Source organism: Shewanella sp. P1-14-1 (assembly GCF_001401775.1).
Lineage (GTDB): Bacteria > Pseudomonadota > Gammaproteobacteria > Enterobacterales > Shewanellaceae > Shewanella > Shewanella japonica.
Genome location: NZ_LKTL01000014.1, coordinates 45,518 through 67,072, shown reverse-complemented (window position 1 = coordinate 67,072; position 21,555 = coordinate 45,518). Strand labels below are relative to the sequence as shown.

Below are 21,555 nucleotides of genomic sequence, written 5' to 3'. Positions count from 1 at the left end.
AAAGGCAACGGTCTATATGAAACATAGAGAGCTTGAAGTCTACCTTCATCATCATATACCAGTATCAAAGTCTCTCGGTATCGGTGTGAATACTTGTAGCAGCAAAAATATCGAGATTACTGCACCATTGAGAATGAATACAAACCACATGAATACGGTGTTTGGCGGCAGCTTGTCTGTTGTTGGTATTTTGGCAGGTTGGTCTTTAGTTTATGCCCAGCTGGAGGGTAAAAAACATCAAATTGTTATTCAAAAAAATAGCATTCGATACTTGAAACCCGCCAGCAAAGATGTAACAGCAGTATGTAAATATGACAACCTTACGGCGTGGTCTCGGTTTCATCGTGCGTTTCAACGCAAGGGAAAAGGTCGTGTTCAAATAGCCTGCAATCTATTTTGTGCGGATGAGTTGGTTGCTACTTTTGAGGGAGTATACGTCGTTTTTAATAAAGAGTTATAAGGTCAAAATGCAATGAAGGCTACAAAGTACTTGAATAAATTGAGCTTAGACATGGTTGACTTGGTTTGTTATCAAAAAGAAGTATAAGATAAAAAACTTAGCACAAGGTAAAGCTTCGTGATCTTGCCCTGTACTCTTCGGCTACCGTTCACCGCTCGTTTTGTAGATAAAGAGGGTGAAACTAATTATAGATCTTTGATAATTTCGGATACTTTTTCTAATCAATATTAGTCGACGTAGACAGAGTACTCTAAATGATTTCTGTCCAGAAGTGTGTTGCAAATGAGTACGCAATTATTGTGAACACCAACGGGCTTTTTGATGGTCGCTCAACTACAGGCACATCTTGCTACGCAAGAACGCAGAATAAGATGTGGATAACGCTTCGCGTTAACACACAGCTTATCTCCGCTTGTACCCGTAGTCACTCCCCAAAGTAACAAATTTTATTTTTATCTTTTTAAAAGCTCAACAAGATAGCTATTACGCCGATGTGAATGACTTGGTGCCTCAGTAATGGCTTTAAAATCATCTTCTGCCCCAACAATGTGAATTTCATGCTCAGCTCTAGTGATAGCGGTATAAAGCCATGCTCTGTCAACGATTCTACCTTTCTGCAAAGCAATGATAATGCGTGGGAACTGAGAACCTTGTGCTTTATGGAGGGTTATTGCATAACCCAATTCCATGCAATCGAGTACTGATTGTGTGACCTCAACTTTATCCCCCGTATCCAGCGTTACTTCACCATAGCTTTCACCCGAAGACTCAACACTGGTTAGTGTACCAAGAGAGCCGTTTTGAATGCCTTTGTCGTAATGGTTTTGCGTAAATAGAATCGCATCATTCAATCTGAGGTTTTGAATGAATCTCTCACCGTGCATTTCGAACTCAAGTCTATTTCCATTATGGTTGACGGCTTCTTGTGTTAGTTTATTAATGTCAGCAACGAGCGCTTTGGTCGGTGCCATAACACGACTGTTTTCAGGTGATTGCTGATACAAGTCACAACAGACTTGAGCAATGTCGCTCTTTGTCGTTTCGTGGAAGTGAATAGCGCCCGTACTTAGTTTCTCAGGTACGATGCCTTGATTAATGAGCTTGGAGTATTCGGGAATGCCTGTTGAACCTTCCTGACGCTTAACGATATCTAGCATGGTGTTAGCAATGGCTTTAGACAGAACGATATCGGCAAGTACCTTGCCGCAACCTATAGGCGGTAACTGGTCGGGGTCACCTGTAAAGATAATACGAACCGATGGATGAATATGGTTGACCAGGCGGTACATGGTCGGCAAATCAATCATGCTGGCTTCATCAATAACGAGCAGATGTTTTTGTTTATCTGAATCAATAGGTTCATTTCGCAGTAACTTTGCAATCGTTGAAGTGATAAAACCAATTGACTCATGCAAGCGCATGGCCGCACGACCACTTAAGGCTACAGCATGTATTTCAAACCCCATTATATGATAGGCACGCAATGCAGTTCTAAGCACTGTCGTTTTGCCTGTTCCAGCACCACCTGTAATGCAACTTACGGCGTTATCCAAGCATGTAGTGACAGCTTCTATTTGTTTCTTTGTTAGCTCATAAGGTAATTCACCAACCGCAGAGCAATATGCAGAATCTGCATACTCGTCATACAAGTTGTTTTGACTGGCAAGCGCATTGAGTCGTTTAGCAACGACATTCTCCATCAATAACTGAGCCGTTGGATGGTATGTGCCTGTTGTGTGATTTAATAAATACTGAGCTTTGTCATGTCCTGCTTTAAAGGCTTTGGCGACAAGTTCTTTGTCCTTGAGTAACTTGGTTAAATAAGTGCGTAAATCAGCTTGTATCGTGTAGGTATGGCCTTTCTCAATCTCTTTGCGTATCGCTATTTCAAGCGCTGCACTCAATCGTCTGTCATCATTTGTTGTGGCCTCAAGCTTCGCTTGAGAAATAGAATCCACCTCTGTAAAACTCATGCCGAAACCAATTAGCGCATAAGGATTATGTTTAATTGCTTCAATGGATTTCTCAGTGTGATACTTCAGCAAACGCTGCTGAACACTGGCAGGTATCTTGTGTTCAGACATCCAATTGCAGTAGGCTAGATTCTTGTATTTAGAATATCCCTCAAACAATGAGATAATGGAATCTTCGCTCAGAACACTTCTAAGCCGCTCTCTTGACTCTGGCGTATCTTTTCTCAAGGTTGCATGAAAATTCTTACCTAAAAGCTCCCAGAGCGCCCTTGCTTTGCTTTCACCAATACCTTTAAAGGCAGCTTCCCTAGCGATGAATCGGATCAGTTGTTCGCCTGTTTCTGGCAAACTGCATTCAACATACTCAGGTGACTCAAAGGTATGCTGCTGCATAACGTAATCGCCTATGTCCATGCTTTCGACTTGTCGACTTCCTTTGACTGACCAATACTGACCGATAGCTGGTTGTGCAGGCAATGTGTCAGGATCTACCTTTATCGTGACGTAGTATTTACCACTGTTGGCTCTGTATGAGTTTTTCTTTAGCGGTGTACCGCTGAATATCACCATCTTTGATGAGGTGTAGGGGATACTGGTGACGCGCAATTGGTCTTCGTGTAAGGTAGCATTCATCGAGGCATGAACCCCATTTCTGACAAGGTTTCTGATAATTCACCAAAGCGCTCAAGTTTACATTCAAGCTCTTTCACTTTGGTTTTTAATTCAATGTTTTCAGCCTCCAGTGCTGATAAGCGTTTTGAATCAAGCGCCTTGCGATTCGCCGTATTATCGTATTGTTTAGGCTTATCAGTTTCTTTTTTTGCGGTGTCGGTCAGTGGTGGCAGCACGCCTTTGTCGCGCAGGTTATCTTCTAGTTGTTTTAATGATTTTCGTAAATCAGGATTTTGATTTAGAGCTGATTTACCACAGCCTACGGCTTTAGCCACTTCAATACGATTTAGCTGACCTCTAAACACTATTTGTTTAAAGTCATCATCCTGTTGAGTTGCCACCCACACCTGAAACGCATCGAGGTTTTGCTGTGCTTTTTGCTGCCCATTTGCCATTAGTTATCAACCTCACCCAGTAGCTTGCGCAGGCCAGTCACAAAGCCTCGGGGGAATATTTCTGTGTTGAACTCCATGTCTTTCACTTGGCCTGCCTGCGTTGTTTGCCAGTCGTTCTTGTCCATACACTCATCGGAGATGGCATAAGCCAATGCCTTTTTTTCTGATTCATTAAGCACACCAGAAAGTGAGGGGAGCACTTCAATGCTTGGCTCTGCGCTGGCATCAAACTGACGGACAGGTCGCTTATCAATCGTGATATTGGCGTGTTGCTTAAGCAGGTTTACTTCTTTGCGGTAGCGGTTGCGCTCTGCGATGATTTGACCAAACAAAGCGCGGACGGCTGGGTCAGGGATGCGCTCTAACAACTTGTTGTCTTGTGGGACAGATTTGGAGCGTGATGTAGGTGATAGTGGCTTTTTAGTGTTGGTTTTACACTTTTGCGCCCATGCTTCAATCAAGGTGCGGTAATGCGTGTTTCGGGTAGCACGAAAAGCCTCATACGCCAATCCGCCATTTTCCGCAGACACCCGACCAATTTGCGTGATGGAGAAGTCACGCTGACCTGATTCTGCATAGGCTTTCAGGGTTTCGTTGAGCTTATCGAGGTTTTGCTGCGTACGAGGCACTTTGCCTTCTTTTAAGTCAGCCAGAATGACTTCAATATCGAGTTCCATTAGTCCTCCAATAAGTTCGGTAGTGCTATGCCATCAAGATTAATTGCTTTATCAGTCAGTGCCTGAATACCCTGAGAGAATAGCTTGTTATCAGTCAGGTATTCACCCGCTTCGATGTAGCTCGCCACCTTGCGGTAGCCTTCCAGCTTGTCGTCAGGGTCGGCAATTTTCGCCATTTGGCGCAGCATGGCATTGGCGGCGATGAGTTGTTGCTTGTCGTCCATTTCCATGAAAATTGGCTCAAAACCTTTTTTCATCAGTACACGACTGAGCTTGCGTGAGCGCTTTTCTATGGCAGGCGTTTTACGAAGTTCATCCTGTAAATCAGGATAGAACTCCGCATCATCACATATTAGGGAGAGGTGTAACAATTCAGAGTCGGTTTCGATAAATTTCAAGGCATGGCTGACATCTTGTTCAGAGCCAACCGCAATCAGCTTATCTTTGGCGTCATCCTCATTCCTGGCTTCTTCGACGCGAATGATTTTGTTGATAAGCTCAAAGCACGCTATCCAATCTTTGGCGTATTCATCGGCTTCGACTTGCTGTTTTTCATAGCGGCGCTGTAGTGCTTGCAGTTCATCATGCTTGATGAACGGCTTACCTTGCTCTTCACAAAAGAACTGTTCATCTTTGAGGGCTTCTAGTTCACCCTCAATTTCCACCGATAGGTTAGCGGCCTGATGTGCTTTGTAGCTCAGTTGATTGAAGTGGGCATTAAGCGCAGGTAGGTAGCGTGCTTCGGTAATAAACCAGCGGCAGCGGATACAGTTTTCAGAGCCGTGCGCTACGCTGTCGTAAACACGGTTGTAAGCGATTTTTGTATCTTTAATCACCTCACCACCGTTCCAGCAGCCACCAAGGGTACTGACTTCATCCGATTTCACGGTGTTGCCACCAACCAGACACATCCCACACGAGCGTTCTTCCCAGCCTATCGGATTACGGTTAACCAATGCCGCCTGAATGCTATCATCACTGTGATACACCATCTTGCATTGGATTTGCTCCATCGAAGCATCTTTAAGGAAGTTGCGCACTGATTGTTTGGATTTGGCATCCAGTGCGCCATGCGCTTCGTCCATCTTCTCAGCCATAACCGATGGAGTGATTTTGTTGTAGTAGATGGTCATCAACAGGCGTGTATGTCCAGCTAATAGCTTAGAAATCACAGGCAGTGGCAATTGCGTGTCCATCGTATACGCCGTGATGAGTGAGACTCGCAAACTGTGTAAAGGAAAAAGTGTGGCAACTTTAGAACCTTCTTGAGTACCTTCAGGGTAATCCACAACCAGTTTTAGCCGTTCTCCGTTATCTAGGGTATTACCACGTTCTGCCAGTTGGTTTTCTAGCGTTATTAGGAGTTGATACCAGAAAGGCGCTATATTTGCGTCACCTGCAATTGGTTTAGATTCATCCTCACCTTTTGCTGACGCATCACGAAACAGAAACGCAATTTCCCCCATGCTTTCTAATTGTTTATCCGACTTGCTCTTTCCAATATGCTTATTAAGCAGTGTGGTGCAATCGGTGGGCTTTGCAATGGGGTTATATTTTTCTTGCCAGTTACGCAGTTTCTCAAGCCAGTACAGCACTTCCTCGTTTTGCCAAGGGATGATATAACCACGCTCTAGTTCGTCTTTGTTTTGGTCAGCGGTTTTGTTGGTGTTGATATACAAGCCTGTGGAATACAGCCCTGTCATGGTGTCGTGAATGCGGCGGAAGATGCCTTTCCCGAACGGGCGCTTCTCGCTGCCAAGGGCAAAGTCATGTTTGGTGTTGAGCACCCATTGACCTTGCTCATAGCGCCATGTATCAGCCTCACCGCTGTCCAGCATACGCACCTGATAGGTACGCAGTGGTAGATGGAGCTTTATTAAAATCACCATCGCTTTGACAGGCGACCAGATTTGATGGACGGTGATTTTCTTCTTCCCCTCTCCTTTAATATGGCGAGTCACCTCTTTGGTGCGCCACACACAATCAGGATCGGCTTTATCAATCAGTTCTGGCTCAACTTCAAACCAATCACCATCGCCACCTCTTTCTCCTTGCCCTGTTTGCTGCTGCGCCCATGTCCAGTGCTTGAAATGACGGTAGTGGTAAGCAGGAAGTTGTTGTTCACCTTCCTTGAGATTTTGCTCAATGACGGTCAGTTCGGTTTTGTCGGGCAACGGACAGAGTATTTGGCGTAAGTCCTGAATATAGCGATACGGCAAGGGGTTACGCACGGTTTCCGTAGTGGAGGCTTGGCTCTTGATTTTGCTGAGCGGGTTTTGAACTAAGGGAGCAAGGTTGCCATGGTCATCTTCCTCGGAGAACACTTTTTCAATAACAAAGTCGATAAAGTCACAAGGAAAATTCACGCCTTTAGAGATGATAGCTGGGGCATTTTGTGTTTTCATTACAAGAATCTTCAACTCTTCGCTAGAGCATTGATGACCGCAGTAGCCCTTAAAAAACAAATCTATATCGCCGATGGCATAGGGTGCATATTCAGCCAGATAGGACTCAAAGAAACGATTTAGAGCATTTTGTTTATTGTTAATACCTGTCGTTTGAGTTGCCATCCACTCCGCTGCTAACTCCTGCCATTGCTGCCACTCCGCACCAAGCGTGGTGAGCATCCATGAGAAAGTTAAATCCGATGAGCGTCCGTCGAGTTTTCTGCCTTTGTTCGCCATTATTTACCTCTCAATTTTGGATGTTTGCCAGTGAAGTAGCCCTGCGGGTCGATGTCATCAAAACCATGCTCTACCAATGCTTTCCAGTCGAGTGCTTTGACTTTGGATTCAGGGTTTGCCAGTTGCAGCGTGGCTTGAGTGAGTTCGTCAGAGATTTCCTGCTGGCCTTTGCCTGTGTAGGGGATTTGTGAGTCTAGGGACTTATGGTGCATACAGCGTCGAATTACCAACGGGTTCAATCCTGAACGTTCTAATCGTCTGCCGTAATTATGTCGATGCCCATGTGGATCTAAGCCTTCTGCCTTGCTCGGCTCTAAACCAATGCGCTTCAAGCCGTTGGCGTAGTTATCATGGAAGGCGTTGATGGTGTAAGGGTTGCCGATAGCGCTATGATGAAACGAAATAAACGCATAAGGGTGATGACAGTCGATGCTGGCGCGGTACTTTTGGTAGTTTTTCCAAAGTGACATAAACACTTTGCCATAGTCAGTTGGAAACCATTGAACCTGTATGTAATTGTCTTTGTGGTCAACCACACGGTTCTTCCAACCAAGATGAGCTGTGCCTTTCATGCGCTGGCGAGGGATGCGAGCATATTGCTCCTTTAGATATGCTTCTCTGTTTGGTGTACCAGAACGACTTCGCCAACCATCAGGGGCTTTGCCATCTATTTCGTTGTAAATTCGAACGATAGCACTATCTGGCTCATAGGGATCTTCAAACACGTCTGTCACCCAAAGCGTTAAAGCTTCACTTTCGCGTAACCCGCCACCGTGCATGAGAAGGAGTATTAACTTGTCCCTGAGTGCCACTCGTGGGTCGCTCGCGCCACCGATGCCATTTATATAAAAATCTTCCCAATGCTTTTCAGGAAAGGCGATGGCGTCATCTTCGGTTTTGGTGAGCGGCGTGCGTCCTTTAATGGTTCGCGCCTTACGGATGGTTTTGTTCACAGTCTTATCTTCGATATGACCAAGGAAATCGTTTTGGTTTTTGCGATACCATGCAGCGTAATTCAATCGCTGCTCATGCGGGGTAGCATTACGCAAGGGATTCATGGACGCAGTGCCGTGCTTGTTTGCCAACCAATCTGTAAATGCCGTCAATCGATGAATATGCTTATTCACGTTACTGGTTGAACTTGGCACCCAATACAAACCTGATGGGTCAAGTCCATCCTCACCAATCGTTCCTGTATACAACCGCTTAGAAAAGGTCTGAAAGAGCAACTTCGGATCGTCAAACAATCCTCTATTTGCTTCCATATAATCCAGCAACAAGGACACCGCTTGAATAAACCCATTCATGACGGAGTTACTCACACCGTCTGCCTCTAGCTTGAGTAGGTAGTCTGTGACCGTACTTAACTCTCCTTGCTCAGTTAGCAAGATAGGCAGTTGGCTTTTGATGCCCGTATTGTCCTCTACAATCGTTGCTCTAACTTTTACTGATGACAAACCATGTTTTCCTTATACATATCGTACACACCATTTACTATACACCTGTTATGTTAAATATGCAAAAAAAAGGCAGATTTCTCTACCTTAATACACATTATACACCCTTTAAAGTTACTATATATAAATGTGTTGAGGCTGCTTTTAGTTTCAGCTAAATCCTATGTTTTTCGAACTGACTTAGCTTAGTAGCGATTGCTTTTCACTATTAACCGCTTATGCTAATGCCATGTTTATTTTTCGCTAAATTATTATGCCTACAGCTAAAAACGCTAACCTTGTATCTGTCGTCGTTATCATCGGCTTGCTAATTGCTGTTATCACATCAGTTGTGATGATCAATCAGTCTAATCAACATAAAGGCCCTGAAGTTTGGAGCTCATTTGTGTATAAAAATGGTTATGATTCTGCCGCTTATGAAATGGATACAGATTTTGTAGATTACCCTTCATGTAAAGCTCATGCACAGACAGTATCGGCAGAATATAACAATGCACCATGGCAGTGTGGTTTATACTGTCGATTCGATTCTATGAGACAAGGCTTCGAATGTGAGTCGATGTTAAATGACTAACCCATATCGTTGCTTCTCTTTTTTGTTGATATATTTTCTATTTACCTTGCTGACTGCTGACTGCTGACTGCTGACTGCTGACTGCTGACTGCTGACTGCTGACATCATATGAGACCACAGTGGCGTAAAGTGGTAACTAGGTATCAATAATTCTTCATATCATAGCCATATCAAGCATAACTTTAATGGTTGAGGCGCTAATACACCTTAATAAACCAATGATGAACAATGTTTCACATTAACAATCGGTCATCTTGGACTTTAACACTTAGTAATCGCGTATTATTCCGCCAACAACAAAAGGTGTTAACCAATGTTTCAGCTTGTGCAAAAAGAGCGTGTTTGTCGCAAACCTTAATCTATTAGCCAATGATGTTAATGAGGATAGAAATGAAAAAATTATTAGTATGCAGTGTGTTATTTATGTCATCAGCAGCAATGGCAAATCAGTCTGAAGGTTATTCTGATAATGCTGCCGTAACGACACCAGCGTTAAAGCAAGCTGGTGGATTCAGTGGACCAGTTGCTGGCTCTGCTCATACGGTTGCTTCTGCATTAGAGGCAAAAGACGATGCTCCAGCCATACTAACAGGGTTTATCGTCGAGTCTTTAGGTGATGAAGAGTATCGATTTAAAGATGACAGTGGCGAAATCATTGTCGAAATTGATGATGACAAATGGAGTGGTATTCATGCGACTCCAGAAACCAAGCTGACTTTACAAGGTGAAGTGGATAGTGAGTGGACTACTACGTCTTTAGATGTCGATGTTGTTCGTTTAGCTGACTAATACAGGTTAACCGAGTTTAATAACTAAGATTATTAACTAGGTTATTAACGAGGTTATTCATTAAGAAAATAAGAGGCGAATCATCCTAGTGATGGTTCGCCTTTTTGTTTTGAAAAATTAGTCTGCAGAGGCATTAAGTAAGGTTTTAGACGACTGATCTTTATCGATAGTAAAGGTCTGTTTTTGCTTATCATGTTGCCGGGTAATCGTCATATCCATTTGTTGCTCAGACAAGTGACGACCAAATAAGCGATTGGTAAACGTTAATTCGTCATTGGTGTTATCTAGGGGGTATTTACCCATTACAATTAAGTGTGATGACGGCTTTTGGGGATTGCCATGAGATGCTAATGAAATGATTAACCCTTGCAATTGTAGCTTGGCTTTTGAGTCACTAAGCTGCACATTTTCATGTATTAATTCAGTTGCTTGGTTTTTGTATCGCGTAAGTTCGGCAGAGGATGCTTTGCCATCATTGTCCATATCTAAACCTTCAAAGGCAGATACGGGTAAGGACAGCACCATAAAGGCGCCTTTATCAACAATATTGATGGTGCCGTGCTGCGCAACCATCATATGTGCGAGTGCGTTGGCACACATTAGAATACAGATTATTAATATCGTGATAATTTTTAATAACATCATCTTGGGTATACTCTTAATTGATGTAAGTGTAATCGTGTTATTGGCTTCAACCAGATAAATAGAGACTAAACCTCGCCTTTGACACAACGCTGAAAGTACGGGTAACTGTCGGTGGCGTAATAGTGGTAAATGCCATTAGGGAATTCAGGTGTGACTCCAACTCGTCCATTGCATTCATCTAAGTCACCGAAACCTGCTATATATTCCCAATCTTGAGCAAAGGTCCCGAGTGGATAAATCTCGGTCGAAGGCCTGCTTTCACTCACCGTGGTGACTAGCTGATAACTCCCTTGTATGGCTTTGAGCTCTGAACTGGCGTCATTGGCATCGCTGTAACCATATCGAGCATATATAGGAAACCCATCAGCAGCCCAACCTATGAGGGTCATTTTGTCGTTACCGCCTTGCTGAAGTTCGATAAAGCCTTCTGGCATTCCGTGATAATGGTATTCGCCTCCAGGTTGAACGTGGGCGTTATTATCGTCGGTACCAAAGTTAAAGTTGCTTTGGCCTAATGCCTCAATATTCCAATTACCCTCGTTGCCTACTAAGCTACAGTTATTTCCAGAATCATCACAAGTACCCGCTGTACTGGCATCAATTTTTACTCCATTGAGTACATAACCTAGGGTGCCTCTTGGGCCGCCTAGAACGGTGGCAGTGTTAGTTTCGACAGGTGTTAAGCTGAAATTAGCTGAGATATCTTGCTCGAAAATCATATTTGGGTTGTTGGCATTGGGGAAAGTGCCGACATCATGGTCAGGGATCCCGTTTGCTTCTAATAAGCGTTCACCTCCCTCGCATGACCATTCGGCGTTACTGGTGTTATAAACTGATTCAGATTCGTTATAGGTGCTATTTACATAGTCGCAAAGCACCCCATCAGTTGAACCAGCACCTTCATCATCAGCACCAGAGCTGTCAGAGTCATCACCAGTGTTATCATTACCTGAATTGTCATTGGGGATTGTGACCGTTTCTTGGGTTTCATCTGCAATCTCTGCATCACTATTACTGTCACTACCGCCACAAGCAGTTAATGTGCAGATAAGTAATAAAGATAGCCAGTGCAGTATTAGGTTGGCATTTATATTATTTGAATTAACTGTCAGTTTCATCGCAACGATTTCCTATGTAATGCAAAGGGTAAGTTAGCGTTTGCTCATGTATTAAGGTCTATCGTAGCGATGAAATGTGCAGCAAATGTGTAGAAACGAAGGAGAAAGTGGATAAATGTTAGTTTTTTGTTGTTAAGTGGTCATCGCCATCAAAGTCATGGCGATGACACTAAGCAACTCATTGGCCGAAGAGCATTAACTTACTGGGTTTAAAATCTTGCATTTAATTCTAGGCCAAATAGCAAGGAGTCTTGGTTATCGTCATTGTCATTAAATAGCTTACTTGCACTAAATTTGGCAGAAAAATGGGGTGATATCTGCCACCAGTAAGCCGTGTTAAGACCGTAATTATTGACACTGTCAGAGACTTCAATTGTATCCCCCTCAGGGGTGAAGCTGCTGCTATTAAATTGCTTGATATCAATATCTTGCCAATCGTATTGCGCGCCTATTGACCACGACTTATTGATGTAAAAATCAGCGGCTAGAAAAATGTGGTTGAAGGTATTATCAATGTCAGTGGTGAAGTAGCGTTCTGGCAAAAAACCATCTTGCGCGAGTCGATAATAGTAATATTGACTCGCATCGATGTACTGCCAACGTGCAAACAAATTCACCCCATTAATTGATTCCATTGGGATATAACTTTGAGTCTCTATACCGAAGGTATCGGATTGGTTATCAAAATTAGCTGCTAATAAGCCGATTTGGAAATTCTGACCACTGCCACTTGTGTGTTGATAACTATCTGATCCACTTTGGTTTTGGTAAAAAATGGAGATTTGCGAGCTTTCGTTAAAGTAATAACCTAGCTTAAGACCATAAAGTGACTCGTCGTAATTATATGGCCAAGCAAAGGAGTCATCGTCATCATTGATTTGCTGATAATTTGCGCCAATGAACCAGTTTGATTCAAAAACATAAGTGCCATCGACTTGATAACTGCTGGTCTCGGCTAGATCTGATTTAAGGTAGTTTACGCCGAAGTTTGAAGATTGAGCCAAAAAGGTATTTAGGGCCCAAGGACCTAAATCAGTGCTCACGGCATCAAAATAATAACGATAACTGGCAAATAGATAAGCGTTGTCGCTGTTGTCTGTATCAGTGATATAGGAAGCACTCGTATCGTGATGAAAACTGTTGTTAGCTGATGCTAGCGTATCATTAGCTTGAGCAGAAAAAGCCACAAGGCTAATAGCAATCGCTGCGGTCAGTTTGAGTGGCTGAGAGTGACATCGTTTCATATCTTACATCCTTGTTTGTTTACTGATTTAAATAACAAGATTGACTATTACTGTTTGGTAACACTTGTGTGTAATTGTATCAATTATTGTTATTTATCAATGTGTTATATTTCATTTAATTTATATAAAAGTGTGAGCGGTGTAAAGAGTGAAGTGGTGAGGCTTGAATTGTGTGGTTTCGTTTCTTAGCGAATTTAAGCTATTTATTGGGGTTGAATGGCAGTGAGATTACGTAAGCTATCAAATAGCCGTTATAATCGAGAGAAAATGAGCTTATATAGACGTTGATATGCAATTAAAACCGCTTGCGAAGGGAAGGTTTCGAGATCAGTGGCAGCAGCATCATGATTCGATTGAGAAGATCATGAGGCAATGTATTACAGAAACGAAAACGGTAGAGCGTCACTATAAATTAATGGAGCAAGGTCAGCAGGTGAATGAGCTGATTTATGTTCCAAGTGGCAGAATTTCTATGGGGTATACCGCCAGAAATGGTCGTAGTTTCCAACTCGGTACCATGACATGTGATTCGCAAATATTTGGCGAAATGGAGTTTTTTACTCAATATCTTTGTCAGTTGGATATAATTGCTGAAGAACCATTATCTATATCAACTATTAATGGCGATAAGTTACATGAGGCATTAGTTAAAACCCCACAGTTTGCATTATTTTTTGCCAGCGCAATTGCAATAGACTACCAAGATACCGTGGATATTTTGACTCGAAGAATGCTGTATCCCATTGCCTACAATATTGCCTACGATTTATATCATCAGTATCTGCATGACCAGCCCGTTGAAGGATTTAATCGGTGTTACTTAGAGGCTGAGCGCTTTGCTACCACTGACAGAGTATATCGAAGAGCAGTTAAAAAGCTGGAAGATTTAGCACTGATCAAGCGTGAAAAAGAAGGCATTATTATTCAAGACTTAGCTGGACTGAAAGCTTTCATAGCACAATAAAACGATTACATTAACGGTTTATATAAAAGCCTCTTTATCATTTTGATATCAGAGGCTTTTTTGACGATTTATTTTCCGCTTATGCTGTTGCTAATGACGCTTGTTGGCGACGAGAAGCAATTAACATCATAATAATCAATGCATAAATAACAGGGATAGCATACATCACAGTTTGCAGGCCAATGATGCTTTCAAACATTGAACTAATCGCTGGGCTGAACATTGCGCCAGCACTACCACTGATTAAGATATAAGACACATTTTTGCTACTTGCTTGTTTGACGAATGATACGCCGTAAGCAATGAAAGCATTATACAGCGCCGCACAAGCAAAACCGTAGCCATAGGTTAAGTAGCCAATCCACTCTAAGTTAGTTGTCGTTACAATTAAGCTGGTAATCACTAACGCAAGGGAGATCATTCCCATAATAAAGTGCTGAATTTTAACTCGCGATACAATGGCTGTTGAGACTAACGCACCGATTAATGCTGCTGACCAGTACTGAGTAATAATATTGCCAGCTTCTTCAAATGGGATAGTAAATTTTTGCGACACAAATGTCGGTGCCCAAGTGAGGAAGGTATAGAGGCTCAGCATACCCAGAAACAAGCCTACACCACCACTAATAATGCCAAGGTTCCATTCTGACTTTTCTTCAGCTTCATCGGTAGCAGATGTAGACTCACAGAGGTCAAAATTGGTTAGCAGCGCAATAGCAGCTGTAGCAAGTGCAACGATACCCACAGCTAAATAACTGTAACTCCAAGAGAGTGCATTGGTTAGGGCGTATGTGGTTATCATTGGGAAGATGACACCTGCAACATTGAAGGTGGCATCTTGTACTACAAGCATGGTGCTTTGAATTTTATCTTTCCAGACTGATACCACAATGGTGCCCGCGATACATAGCCCAACACCTCCACACAAACCAATCACTGTCATGGCAATCATGACAACGGATAGTGAACTGGTGAAATGCAGCGCTGCAGCACTTAATGCGATAGATACGTAACTGATCAGTGTGATGCGTTTGACGCCGATTTTTTCAATCAAAAAGAAAGCGGCAATGGTACCTGCTAATGCGCCGCCATTGAGTAATGAAAAAATAGAAGCTACTTCATTGATGTTAGCGGAAAACTTATTGGCAATTGGCTCGATTAGCATGCCAAATTGCGTAGCAAAACCTGCCATCACAAAGTTGGCTAAGAAACTGAGCAGAGTTAAGGATATTTTATTTTTCATAATTGGTGCCCTTTATGCTGTAACAACCCTAATGTTGTTTTATTGACTTGCTGTTTCTAATGCCAGCTTTATCATTTGGTTAAAGGTTAATTGTCTTGCTTCGGCGGTGGTTTCTTCGCCCGTTAAGCAGTGGTCTGATACAGTCAAAATCGCTAATGATTCAATTCCGTGTTGATGGGCTAACCCGTAAAGGCCTGCGACCTCCATATCGATGCCTAATACACCAAAACGTTCAAGTGCTGGGATCATATCTTCGTCTGGATCGTAATACAGATCGCCAGTGAAAATATTGCCCACCTTAACGTTAATCTGTTCTTGTTGAGCAATAGTGTAGGCTTTGTTTAATAGGCTGAACGTTGCCGATGTAGCCATTTGATAACCACTACTGCGTTTTGCGTTGGTTGGTGAGTCGGTGCCTGCTGCTTGGGCTAAAATAACGTCGTTAATTTTTACATCATGTTGCGTCGCACCTAAACTGCCTACTCGAATAATGCGCTTTACGCCAAAGTCATTTACTAATTCATGGGCATACAGCACCATCGACGGGATCCCCATCCCGTGTCCCATGACTGAAATTCTTTGGCCGTTATAAAAACCGGTATAACCCAACATGTTTCTAATGTTGGTCACTTCGACTGCATTGTCTAAGAAGGTTTCAGCGATGTATTTAGCGCGTAGCGGATCGCCCGGCATAATAATGGTTTCGGCAAAATCACCCAGTTTGCCATTGATGTGTGCGGTCATTGTATTTCCCCTTTTTTTAATTAACTCGATAATAAGTGGCGAGAACTTAAGCTGTGAGGACAAAAGTCCGCATAGGTTGAAAGATCAGCAAAAACTATCAGTGGATCACAAAATTGGCGTATGATGCGCCTTTTCAACTATTGTGATTCTCGTTACTTGCTTATGCGCCATTTAAAAACCACTCATCATCCAGATACCCCCATTGAATTTGTGAACGATACAAATAACGTCATGCTAACTCGACGAGCGGCTAGAGCGATTGTGCTACAAGGTCAGAAAATACTGATGTTGTATACCGCCCGATATCATGATTACTCATTGCCAGGCGGTGGTGTTGATGATCACGAAGATATTGAGCAAGGCTTGGTCCGTGAGTTGAGTGAGGAAACGGGCGCGCGTGATATTCGAAATATTAACGAGTTTGGTTTATATGAAGAGTACCGCCCTTGGGCTAGGAATGGGGCAAACCTCATGCATATGCTGTCTTATTGTTATACCTGCGAAATAGAGCAAGAGTTAGGTGATACCCAATTTGAGCAGCATGAAATTAATAATGGCATGAAGCCTGTCTGGATGGACATTGATCAAGCCATTCAACATAACCTTGATACGATTGCCAATAGTGACAAGAAAGGCTTATCCATTGAGCGTGAAACCTTTTTGCTGAAGTTAATTCAACAAGAGCTACTGTAATACGCTGGATGTTTGATGGCTTAAAAGTACGACTTGTGTAACAAAAGTGTAATTCCACCAACAATTTAAAACCTTTTTGTTACGTATGTAGTGGCTGAGTGTACGGACTTCATATATGCTGCGGCTATTATTAATCTTATTGATTTTGATAGGGTTTGGCTTGTTTTAAACCTATTGAAATATCATGTTATTTGAGAAGTATTATGAGAAGCAGTTATTCACAACGTGGCTTTACGTTAATAGAACTTGTGGTCGTCATTATTATTTTAGGTGTGTTAGCCGTTGTGGCTGCACCTAAGTTTTTAAATCTGAAAACAGACGCAGTGACTGCCAACTTACAAAGCTTACAAGCGAGTTTACAATCAGCGAATTCACTGGTTTATTCAAAAGCGGCTATCGACTCGCAAACAAGTCTGGAGTCAGGTGAAGTTGAGGTTAACGGCGTAAAAATCGCAACGACAGTTGGCTACATTACTGCATCTAAAGTGAATATTCCTAAAGCTGTAGAAGGGGACTTTGCTGAGTTAGCCAGTCCAGCGGAAGCATTTACTCAAGATTGGGGGATCTATGATGTACCCAACTCTGGTGTGTACATTTTCCCACAAGGATACGATATCAATAGTAATTGTAACTTACGCTATAGCGTGACAGCGAATGCTGCAGAGCCTGCGTTTTATGATTTAACCGTTACGGGTTGTTAACTTCATCGAAAATGATAAAGCCTGAAATTTTTATTTCAGGCTTTTTTTTGGCTGTTTATATGCGGATTACATATTTTGTTAGCATAAAGCTAAAATCGATATTGGTTATTTAGCAAATTATATATGAGGTATCACTGAAAATACCTATTTCGAGGTATGCTAAATTAGTATTAGTTAATGATCTTGCTCACAATTATTGATACGTAATTGTAGCCTTTTTGTAACATTGTTTTAGATCAATATTTATAGTTTATTTCACCTATATAACATCACTCGAGATGATGAAATATAAGGATTACAATAAATGAAATTAACTACCCTCACATTAGCTGTTCTTGCCGGATTAGCGACATCTGCAGCTTACGCTGAATCAGAAAGCGTCGATCCATTAAAAAAAGCATTTATCGATGACTCTTCAGTGAATGTGCAGTTTAGACTTCGCTATGAAGATGTCGATGTGGCGAATGTTGACCAGCAAAATCAAACCACATTACGTACTCGTTTAACTTATCAAACCGGTGATATTTATAATCTATTTGCTTTAGCAGAAGTTGACGATGTGCGTTCAACCGATAATGAACCTTTAATTGGTGATTACAAATATACTCAAATAAACCAAGGCTTTATTGGTTACAAAGGGCCTGCTGAAACCTTAGCTAAATTAGGCCGTCAACGCATTTTATTAGATAATCAGCGTTTTGTTGGTGGGGTTGGCTTCCGTCAAAATGAACAAACTTACGATGCGGTATCTGTTAAAAATACGGCGATTGAAAACCTCACTGCCTATTATGCGTATGTGGCCAATGTGAATCGTATTTTCCCAGAAGGCTCAGGTAAAGAAGAACACGAGAACGAAACCAGCTTAATCAATATCAATTACAAAGGACTCGAGTTTGTTAATTTAAGTGGTTACGGCTATTTGATTGATAATACAGATGTTGCTGCATTCTCAACTGATACCTTTGGTGTTCGTGCAACGGGTAATATTAAGTTAGATGCACTGAAAGTGAGCTATGAAGCTGAATATGCTCAGCAGTCTGAAGGCGGTGATAACCCAGTCAGTTACAGTGCTGATTATTACAAATTAGGTGCCGGTATTGATTTTGATGCTTTTGGCGCAAAAATTGGCTACGAAGTACTTGGTTCTGACAGTGGCAAAGCTGGCTTTATTACACCATTAGCAACATTACATGCCTTTAACGGTTGGACTGATAAGTTTTTATTTGGCGGTAAAGGTAACTGGGATAATGGTTTAGTTGATACCCATGTGATTGTAACGGGTAAAATTGCCGGCCTTAAACTTTTAGCTAAATACCACCAGTTTGAGTCTGATTATGGTGATATCGATATGGGTACAGAGTGGGGCGTTGCTGCTACATACCCATTTGCGAAGCATTATAGCCTAGGCGTTAAATATGCAAGCTTCAGTGGTGCTGACGAAGGTTATGATTTCTCAAATGATACCGATAAATTATGGCTGACATTCCAAGCTAACTACTAAGTTGTAAACATCTAACCAACGGCAGTTTAGGTGAGCTGTCGTTGTTGACACTCCCCCACCTAGTTTGCAGGAATCGATTAGATTCCTGCTTTTTTATGCCATTATTTATACCGCTTTAGCGCGAAACTTCTCGCTCGGATTAACTAATTCATTTTGCGCAGCAATGGTTTGCAGTTCCCATTCTTGTCTTTGGTGAGTCTCTTTTAATACGCCGTAACAGGCATTAGTTGCATGCTCAAATGCATCGACTTCGCTCATGCCATTTAATAATCCACCAGTGAATAAAGCGGAGATTAAGTCACCGACACCAACAGGTTGTTTATCAAATTCAAGTTGTGGGCGCTGGGTAATATAACAACCTAATTCAGTAGCGAGCATCATGGTAAAAGTGTCATCAGCAACAGAGTGCAGATGTTTTACCAACACCATTTTAGGCCCCATCGATAACGCTTTTTGACAAGCGGCTTTGGCTTGCTCAAGGTTGTTGATTTCCATTTGGGTAAACTGAGTTAACTCAAATTGATTCGGCACAATCACATCTGCAATCGGCATCACTTCATTTATCAATTGTTCGGTAATACCATCTGCGAGAATGCAGCCCTTTTCAGGATCGCCCATCACAGGATCGCACACATAAAGTGCAGTAGGATTTTGCTGTTTGACAGTATTGACCGTGTTAATAATAGCTTGGCATTGTTCTGCGCTACCTTGGTAACCTGATAATACCGCCTGACAGTCTGCTATTTTGCCTATATTGTCGATACCAGTGACTAGCTGATTGATATCATCTGCTGAAAAAGCGCGTCCTTTCCACCCTTGTGAATACTGGGTGTGATTCGAAAATTGTACGGTATGAATAGGCCAGACTTCCATTCCCATGCGTTGCAGCGGAAATACTGCAGAGCTATTGCCAGCATGGCCAAATACCACATGAGATTGAATTGAAATAATGCCTTTCATTTATGACCTACTTTTATTGAGTTGTTTGATGCAGTTATCGCTTGAACCGAGCTTAATACACAGCCTGATGTGCTGACTGAGCTTTTTACGTGTTATAAGTTTTAGCTTTTAAGATGCTAATTCATCGTTAGCTTATAGTCGCTTAGTATGGATATATCAATATTAGTATGGATATATCAATAATAGACACAGTAGTCTGTGATCTTGAAGTGTTTAAGTTGCACATAAACCACCAACTTTAGCGCTGAGTGCATGGCAAAACCTGCATGAATAAACGTAATAAAACGCCAATCTTATGATTGGCGTTTTATCGTCATGCTAATAGATTAACTTATTAAATCAATTAAGCTATTAAATCAATTAAGCTTGAGCGGCTTGGTACTCAGTGAAGTAGTCATCTAATACTGAGCGAGTTTCACGGCCAATTAACTCATATTCATAGTGAGTTAAGTTAGCTAGAGAAACACGTACAGATGGATGAACAACATCAAAGCCTTTACCTGGTAGTAAAATCACGCCAGTTTTATGGGCTAAACGGAATAGGAAGTCTTTACCTTTACCGTGTTCTTTAAACCAGGTGACAAACGCGTCACCATAGAGCTTGCCACCTAAAGTATCTAGCTCAAGTAAGGTGTAGTAATCAACACGATCTTCGTTATCTTCAACTTCAACACCCATGTTTTTATAGAGTGTGATGTAACGTTCACGAATAATACGTTTACAAGCCGCTTTGTAGTTATCTTCTAAGTCCATTAAACAGTTTAGAGAGAATAACGCCATTTGCACTTGCTGTGGTAATGCTAAACCGGCAGTGTGGTTTAGCGCGACCGCGCGGCTATCTGCAACGATACGATCGATGAATTTGATGCTACGTGGATCTGGCGTGATTGTTTTGTAACGGTTATCCAACTCTAGTTGATGTGCTTCAGGTAAGGCGCGCATAGCATCATCAAAGACATTGCTGTGATGAATACCAATGGTGCCTAAGCGCCAGCCGGTTGCACCAAAGTATTTTGAGAATGAGTAAACACATAAAGTGTTGTATGGCAGTTTGGCAAACAAAGACACAAAGTTGTCGGCAAAAGTGCTATATACGTCATCAGTAATGATGAATAAGTCGCTACGTTGGGTGTTTACAAAGTCAGTTAAACGGTTAAGTGTATCGTTTGAAAACTTAACTGATGCTGGGTTAGCTGGGTTAACAACACATAATAGTTTGATGTCAGTATCCGCTAATTTTTCAATTTCTGACTGTGGTAACTGCCAAGTGGTTTCGTCTAGACGGATCTCAACAATTTCAAGGTCGTACTCAGCTAGCTCTGGGATCTCTAAGTAAGGCGTAAAGATTGGCGTGATTAACGCAATTTTATCGCCTTTCTTAAGTAAGCCATTGTTAGCCATTGTCGCAAAAGTATAAGTCATTGATGCTGTGCCACCTTCGGTAGCAAACAGGTCAAAGTTAGTGGTCATTGGCATATCGCCATACATTTCTTCACCGATGTACTGTTTTACGACTTTCTCGATGTTGGTTAGCATGCGTGAAGGGACAGGGTAATTACAGGCTAAAAATGCGTTTACAAATTCGTGTAAGAAAGACTGCTTTTCAATGCCTAAACGATCTTTTGCGTAGCTGATGGCTTTTTGTAAAAACTCAACGCCTTCTTTGCCTTGATTCGCTTTCGCAAACGTATCGAAACGTTCAACAACGCCTTCGCCATCAGGGATACCACCAAAGCCTTCATTTAAGTAAGAGTAGCTGCGCTCTGATTCTTCTAATGCAAAGTCGCCTAAACGTAAAAATGCTTTACGCGGCAGGGTTGCTAGGAAGTTTGGGTTACCACGACCTGCATCTAATAAGGTGCGATCTGGTACTGTTTGTGCCACTTCAATTAACTTATCTTTTAGTTCAAATGGGCTTAAGTTAGCGAATTGGGTGAAGTCGATAGCCATTGCTGTATCAGTGTGTTGGTTATTCATAATGTTTACCTGTTTATATTTAATAAAATTAATCTGTTGGCGAGTAAGTTGAGTTGAACTCACTCGCCGAATTCATGCTATTGA

General features: G+C 42.0%; 19 protein-coding genes. 7 read left to right on the top strand and 12 right to left on the bottom strand.

Annotated features, from left to right (window positions below; genetic code table 11):
* Window positions 1-16: 16 nt before the first annotated feature.
* A complete protein-coding gene (locus AN944_RS11675; RefSeq protein WP_082419996.1) occupies window positions 17-460 on the top strand; it encodes a YiiD C-terminal domain-containing protein in 444 nt (147 codons plus the stop codon).
* A gap of 452 nt (window positions 461-912) precedes the next feature.
* Here AN944_RS11675 and AN944_RS11670 read toward each other — a convergent pair whose 3' ends face one another.
* The 5 genes from AN944_RS11670 to gmtY are packed head-to-tail and all read right to left on the bottom strand — an operon-like array spanning window position 913 to window position 8,318.
* A complete protein-coding gene (locus tag AN944_RS11670; RefSeq protein ID WP_055024796.1) occupies window positions 913-3,066 on the bottom strand; it encodes an AAA family ATPase in 2,154 nt (717 codons plus the stop codon).
* Window positions 3,063-3,500 carry a VPA1267 family protein gene (locus tag AN944_RS11665; protein ID WP_055024795.1) on the bottom strand — a complete coding sequence of 146 codons (438 nt, stop codon included), beginning with the start codon at window positions 3,498-3,500 and terminating at the stop codon, window positions 3,063-3,065. The genes AN944_RS11670 and AN944_RS11665 overlap by 4 nt, the downstream gene beginning before the upstream one ends.
* Window positions 3,500-4,177 carry a gamma-mobile-trio protein GmtX gene (gmtX, locus tag AN944_RS11660; RefSeq protein WP_055024794.1) on the bottom strand — a complete coding sequence of 226 codons (678 nt, stop codon included), beginning with the start codon at window positions 4,175-4,177 and terminating at the stop codon, window positions 3,500-3,502. Before gmtX ends, AN944_RS11665 begins: the two co-directional genes overlap by 1 nt.
* On the bottom strand, window positions 4,177-6,861 hold the full coding sequence (locus AN944_RS11655; protein WP_055024793.1) for an integrase family protein: 2,685 nt from the start codon (window positions 6,859-6,861) through the stop codon (window positions 4,177-4,179). The genes gmtX and AN944_RS11655 overlap by 1 nt, the downstream gene beginning before the upstream one ends.
* On the bottom strand, window positions 6,861-8,318 hold the full coding sequence (gmtY, locus tag AN944_RS11650) for a gamma-mobile-trio recombinase GmtY (RefSeq protein WP_055024792.1): 1,458 nt from the start codon (window positions 8,316-8,318) through the stop codon (window positions 6,861-6,863). The genes AN944_RS11655 and gmtY overlap by 1 nt, the downstream gene beginning before the upstream one ends.
* Window positions 8,319-8,571: 253 nt before the next feature.
* Here gmtY and AN944_RS11645 point away from each other — a divergent pair, with 253 nt between their 5' ends.
* Entirely contained in the window at window positions 8,572-8,892 is a 321-nt protein-coding gene (locus AN944_RS11645; protein WP_055024791.1) for a hypothetical protein, read from the top strand.
* Window positions 8,893-9,282: 390 nt separating this feature from the next.
* On the top strand, window positions 9,283-9,681 hold the full coding sequence (locus AN944_RS11640; protein ID WP_055024790.1) for a YgiW/YdeI family stress tolerance OB fold protein: 399 nt from the start codon (window positions 9,283-9,285) through the stop codon (window positions 9,679-9,681).
* Between the two features lie 117 nt (window positions 9,682-9,798).
* Here the strand turns inward: AN944_RS11640 and AN944_RS11635 are convergent, their stop codons facing one another.
* The 3 genes from AN944_RS11635 to AN944_RS11625 form a co-directional block, all read right to left on the bottom strand.
* Window positions 9,799-10,326 carry a hypothetical protein gene (locus AN944_RS11635; RefSeq protein WP_055024789.1) on the bottom strand — a complete coding sequence of 176 codons (528 nt, stop codon included), beginning with the start codon at window positions 10,324-10,326 and terminating at the stop codon, window positions 9,799-9,801.
* A 65-nt stretch (window positions 10,327-10,391) separates the two neighbouring features.
* Window positions 10,392-11,444, bottom strand: coding sequence for a YHYH protein (locus AN944_RS11630; protein ID WP_055024788.1), 1,053 nt, complete (start codon window positions 11,442-11,444; stop codon window positions 10,392-10,394).
* Window positions 11,445-11,653: 209 nt separating this feature from the next.
* Complete coding sequence (locus AN944_RS11625) at window positions 11,654-12,688, bottom strand: putative porin (protein ID WP_055024787.1); 1,035 nt, start codon at window positions 12,686-12,688, stop codon at window positions 11,654-11,656.
* 289 nt (window positions 12,689-12,977) lie between these two features.
* Between AN944_RS11625 and AN944_RS11620 the strand changes: the two genes are divergently transcribed.
* Window positions 12,978-13,652, top strand: coding sequence for a Crp/Fnr family transcriptional regulator (locus AN944_RS11620; protein ID WP_055024786.1), 675 nt, complete (start codon window positions 12,978-12,980; stop codon window positions 13,650-13,652).
* Window positions 13,653-13,731: 79 nt separating this feature from the next.
* Here the strand turns inward: AN944_RS11620 and tsgA are convergent, their stop codons facing one another.
* A complete protein-coding gene (gene tsgA / locus AN944_RS11615; RefSeq protein ID WP_144430181.1) occupies window positions 13,732-14,895 on the bottom strand; it encodes an MFS transporter TsgA in 1,164 nt (387 codons plus the stop codon).
* A 39-nt stretch (window positions 14,896-14,934) separates the two neighbouring features.
* A complete protein-coding gene (deoD, locus tag AN944_RS11610) occupies window positions 14,935-15,639 on the bottom strand; it encodes a purine-nucleoside phosphorylase (protein ID WP_055024784.1) in 705 nt (234 codons plus the stop codon).
* 162 nt (window positions 15,640-15,801) lie between these two features.
* On the opposite strand from deoD, the gene AN944_RS11605 reads away from it, so the two are divergent.
* The 3 genes from AN944_RS11605 (at window position 15,802) to AN944_RS11595 (ending at window position 18,534) form a co-directional block, all read left to right on the top strand.
* The gene (locus tag AN944_RS11605) at window positions 15,802-16,332 is read left to right on the top strand and encodes an NUDIX hydrolase (protein WP_055024857.1); all 531 of its coding nucleotides are present in this window, start codon (window positions 15,802-15,804) and stop codon (window positions 16,330-16,332) included.
* A gap of 203 nt (window positions 16,333-16,535) precedes the next feature.
* Window positions 16,536-17,033 (top strand): type II secretion system protein, encoded by a 498-nt coding sequence (locus AN944_RS11600; protein ID WP_055024783.1) that lies wholly within the window; start codon window positions 16,536-16,538, stop codon window positions 17,031-17,033.
* 304 nt (window positions 17,034-17,337) lie between these two features.
* Window positions 17,338-18,534: an alginate export family protein gene (locus tag AN944_RS11595; protein ID WP_055024782.1), complete on the top strand. Its 1,197-nt coding sequence runs from the start codon at window positions 17,338-17,340 to the stop codon at window positions 18,532-18,534.
* A gap of 105 nt (window positions 18,535-18,639) precedes the next feature.
* Here the strand turns inward: AN944_RS11595 and pdxY are convergent, their stop codons facing one another.
* Entirely contained in the window at window positions 18,640-19,494 is an 855-nt protein-coding gene (pdxY, locus tag AN944_RS11590; protein ID WP_055024781.1) for a pyridoxal kinase PdxY, read from the bottom strand.
* A gap of 360 nt (window positions 19,495-19,854) precedes the next feature.
* Entirely contained in the window at window positions 19,855-21,471 is a 1,617-nt protein-coding gene (locus tag AN944_RS11585) for a bifunctional aspartate transaminase/aspartate 4-decarboxylase (RefSeq protein WP_055024780.1), read from the bottom strand.
* Between the last annotated feature and the right edge of the window lie 84 nt (window positions 21,472-21,555).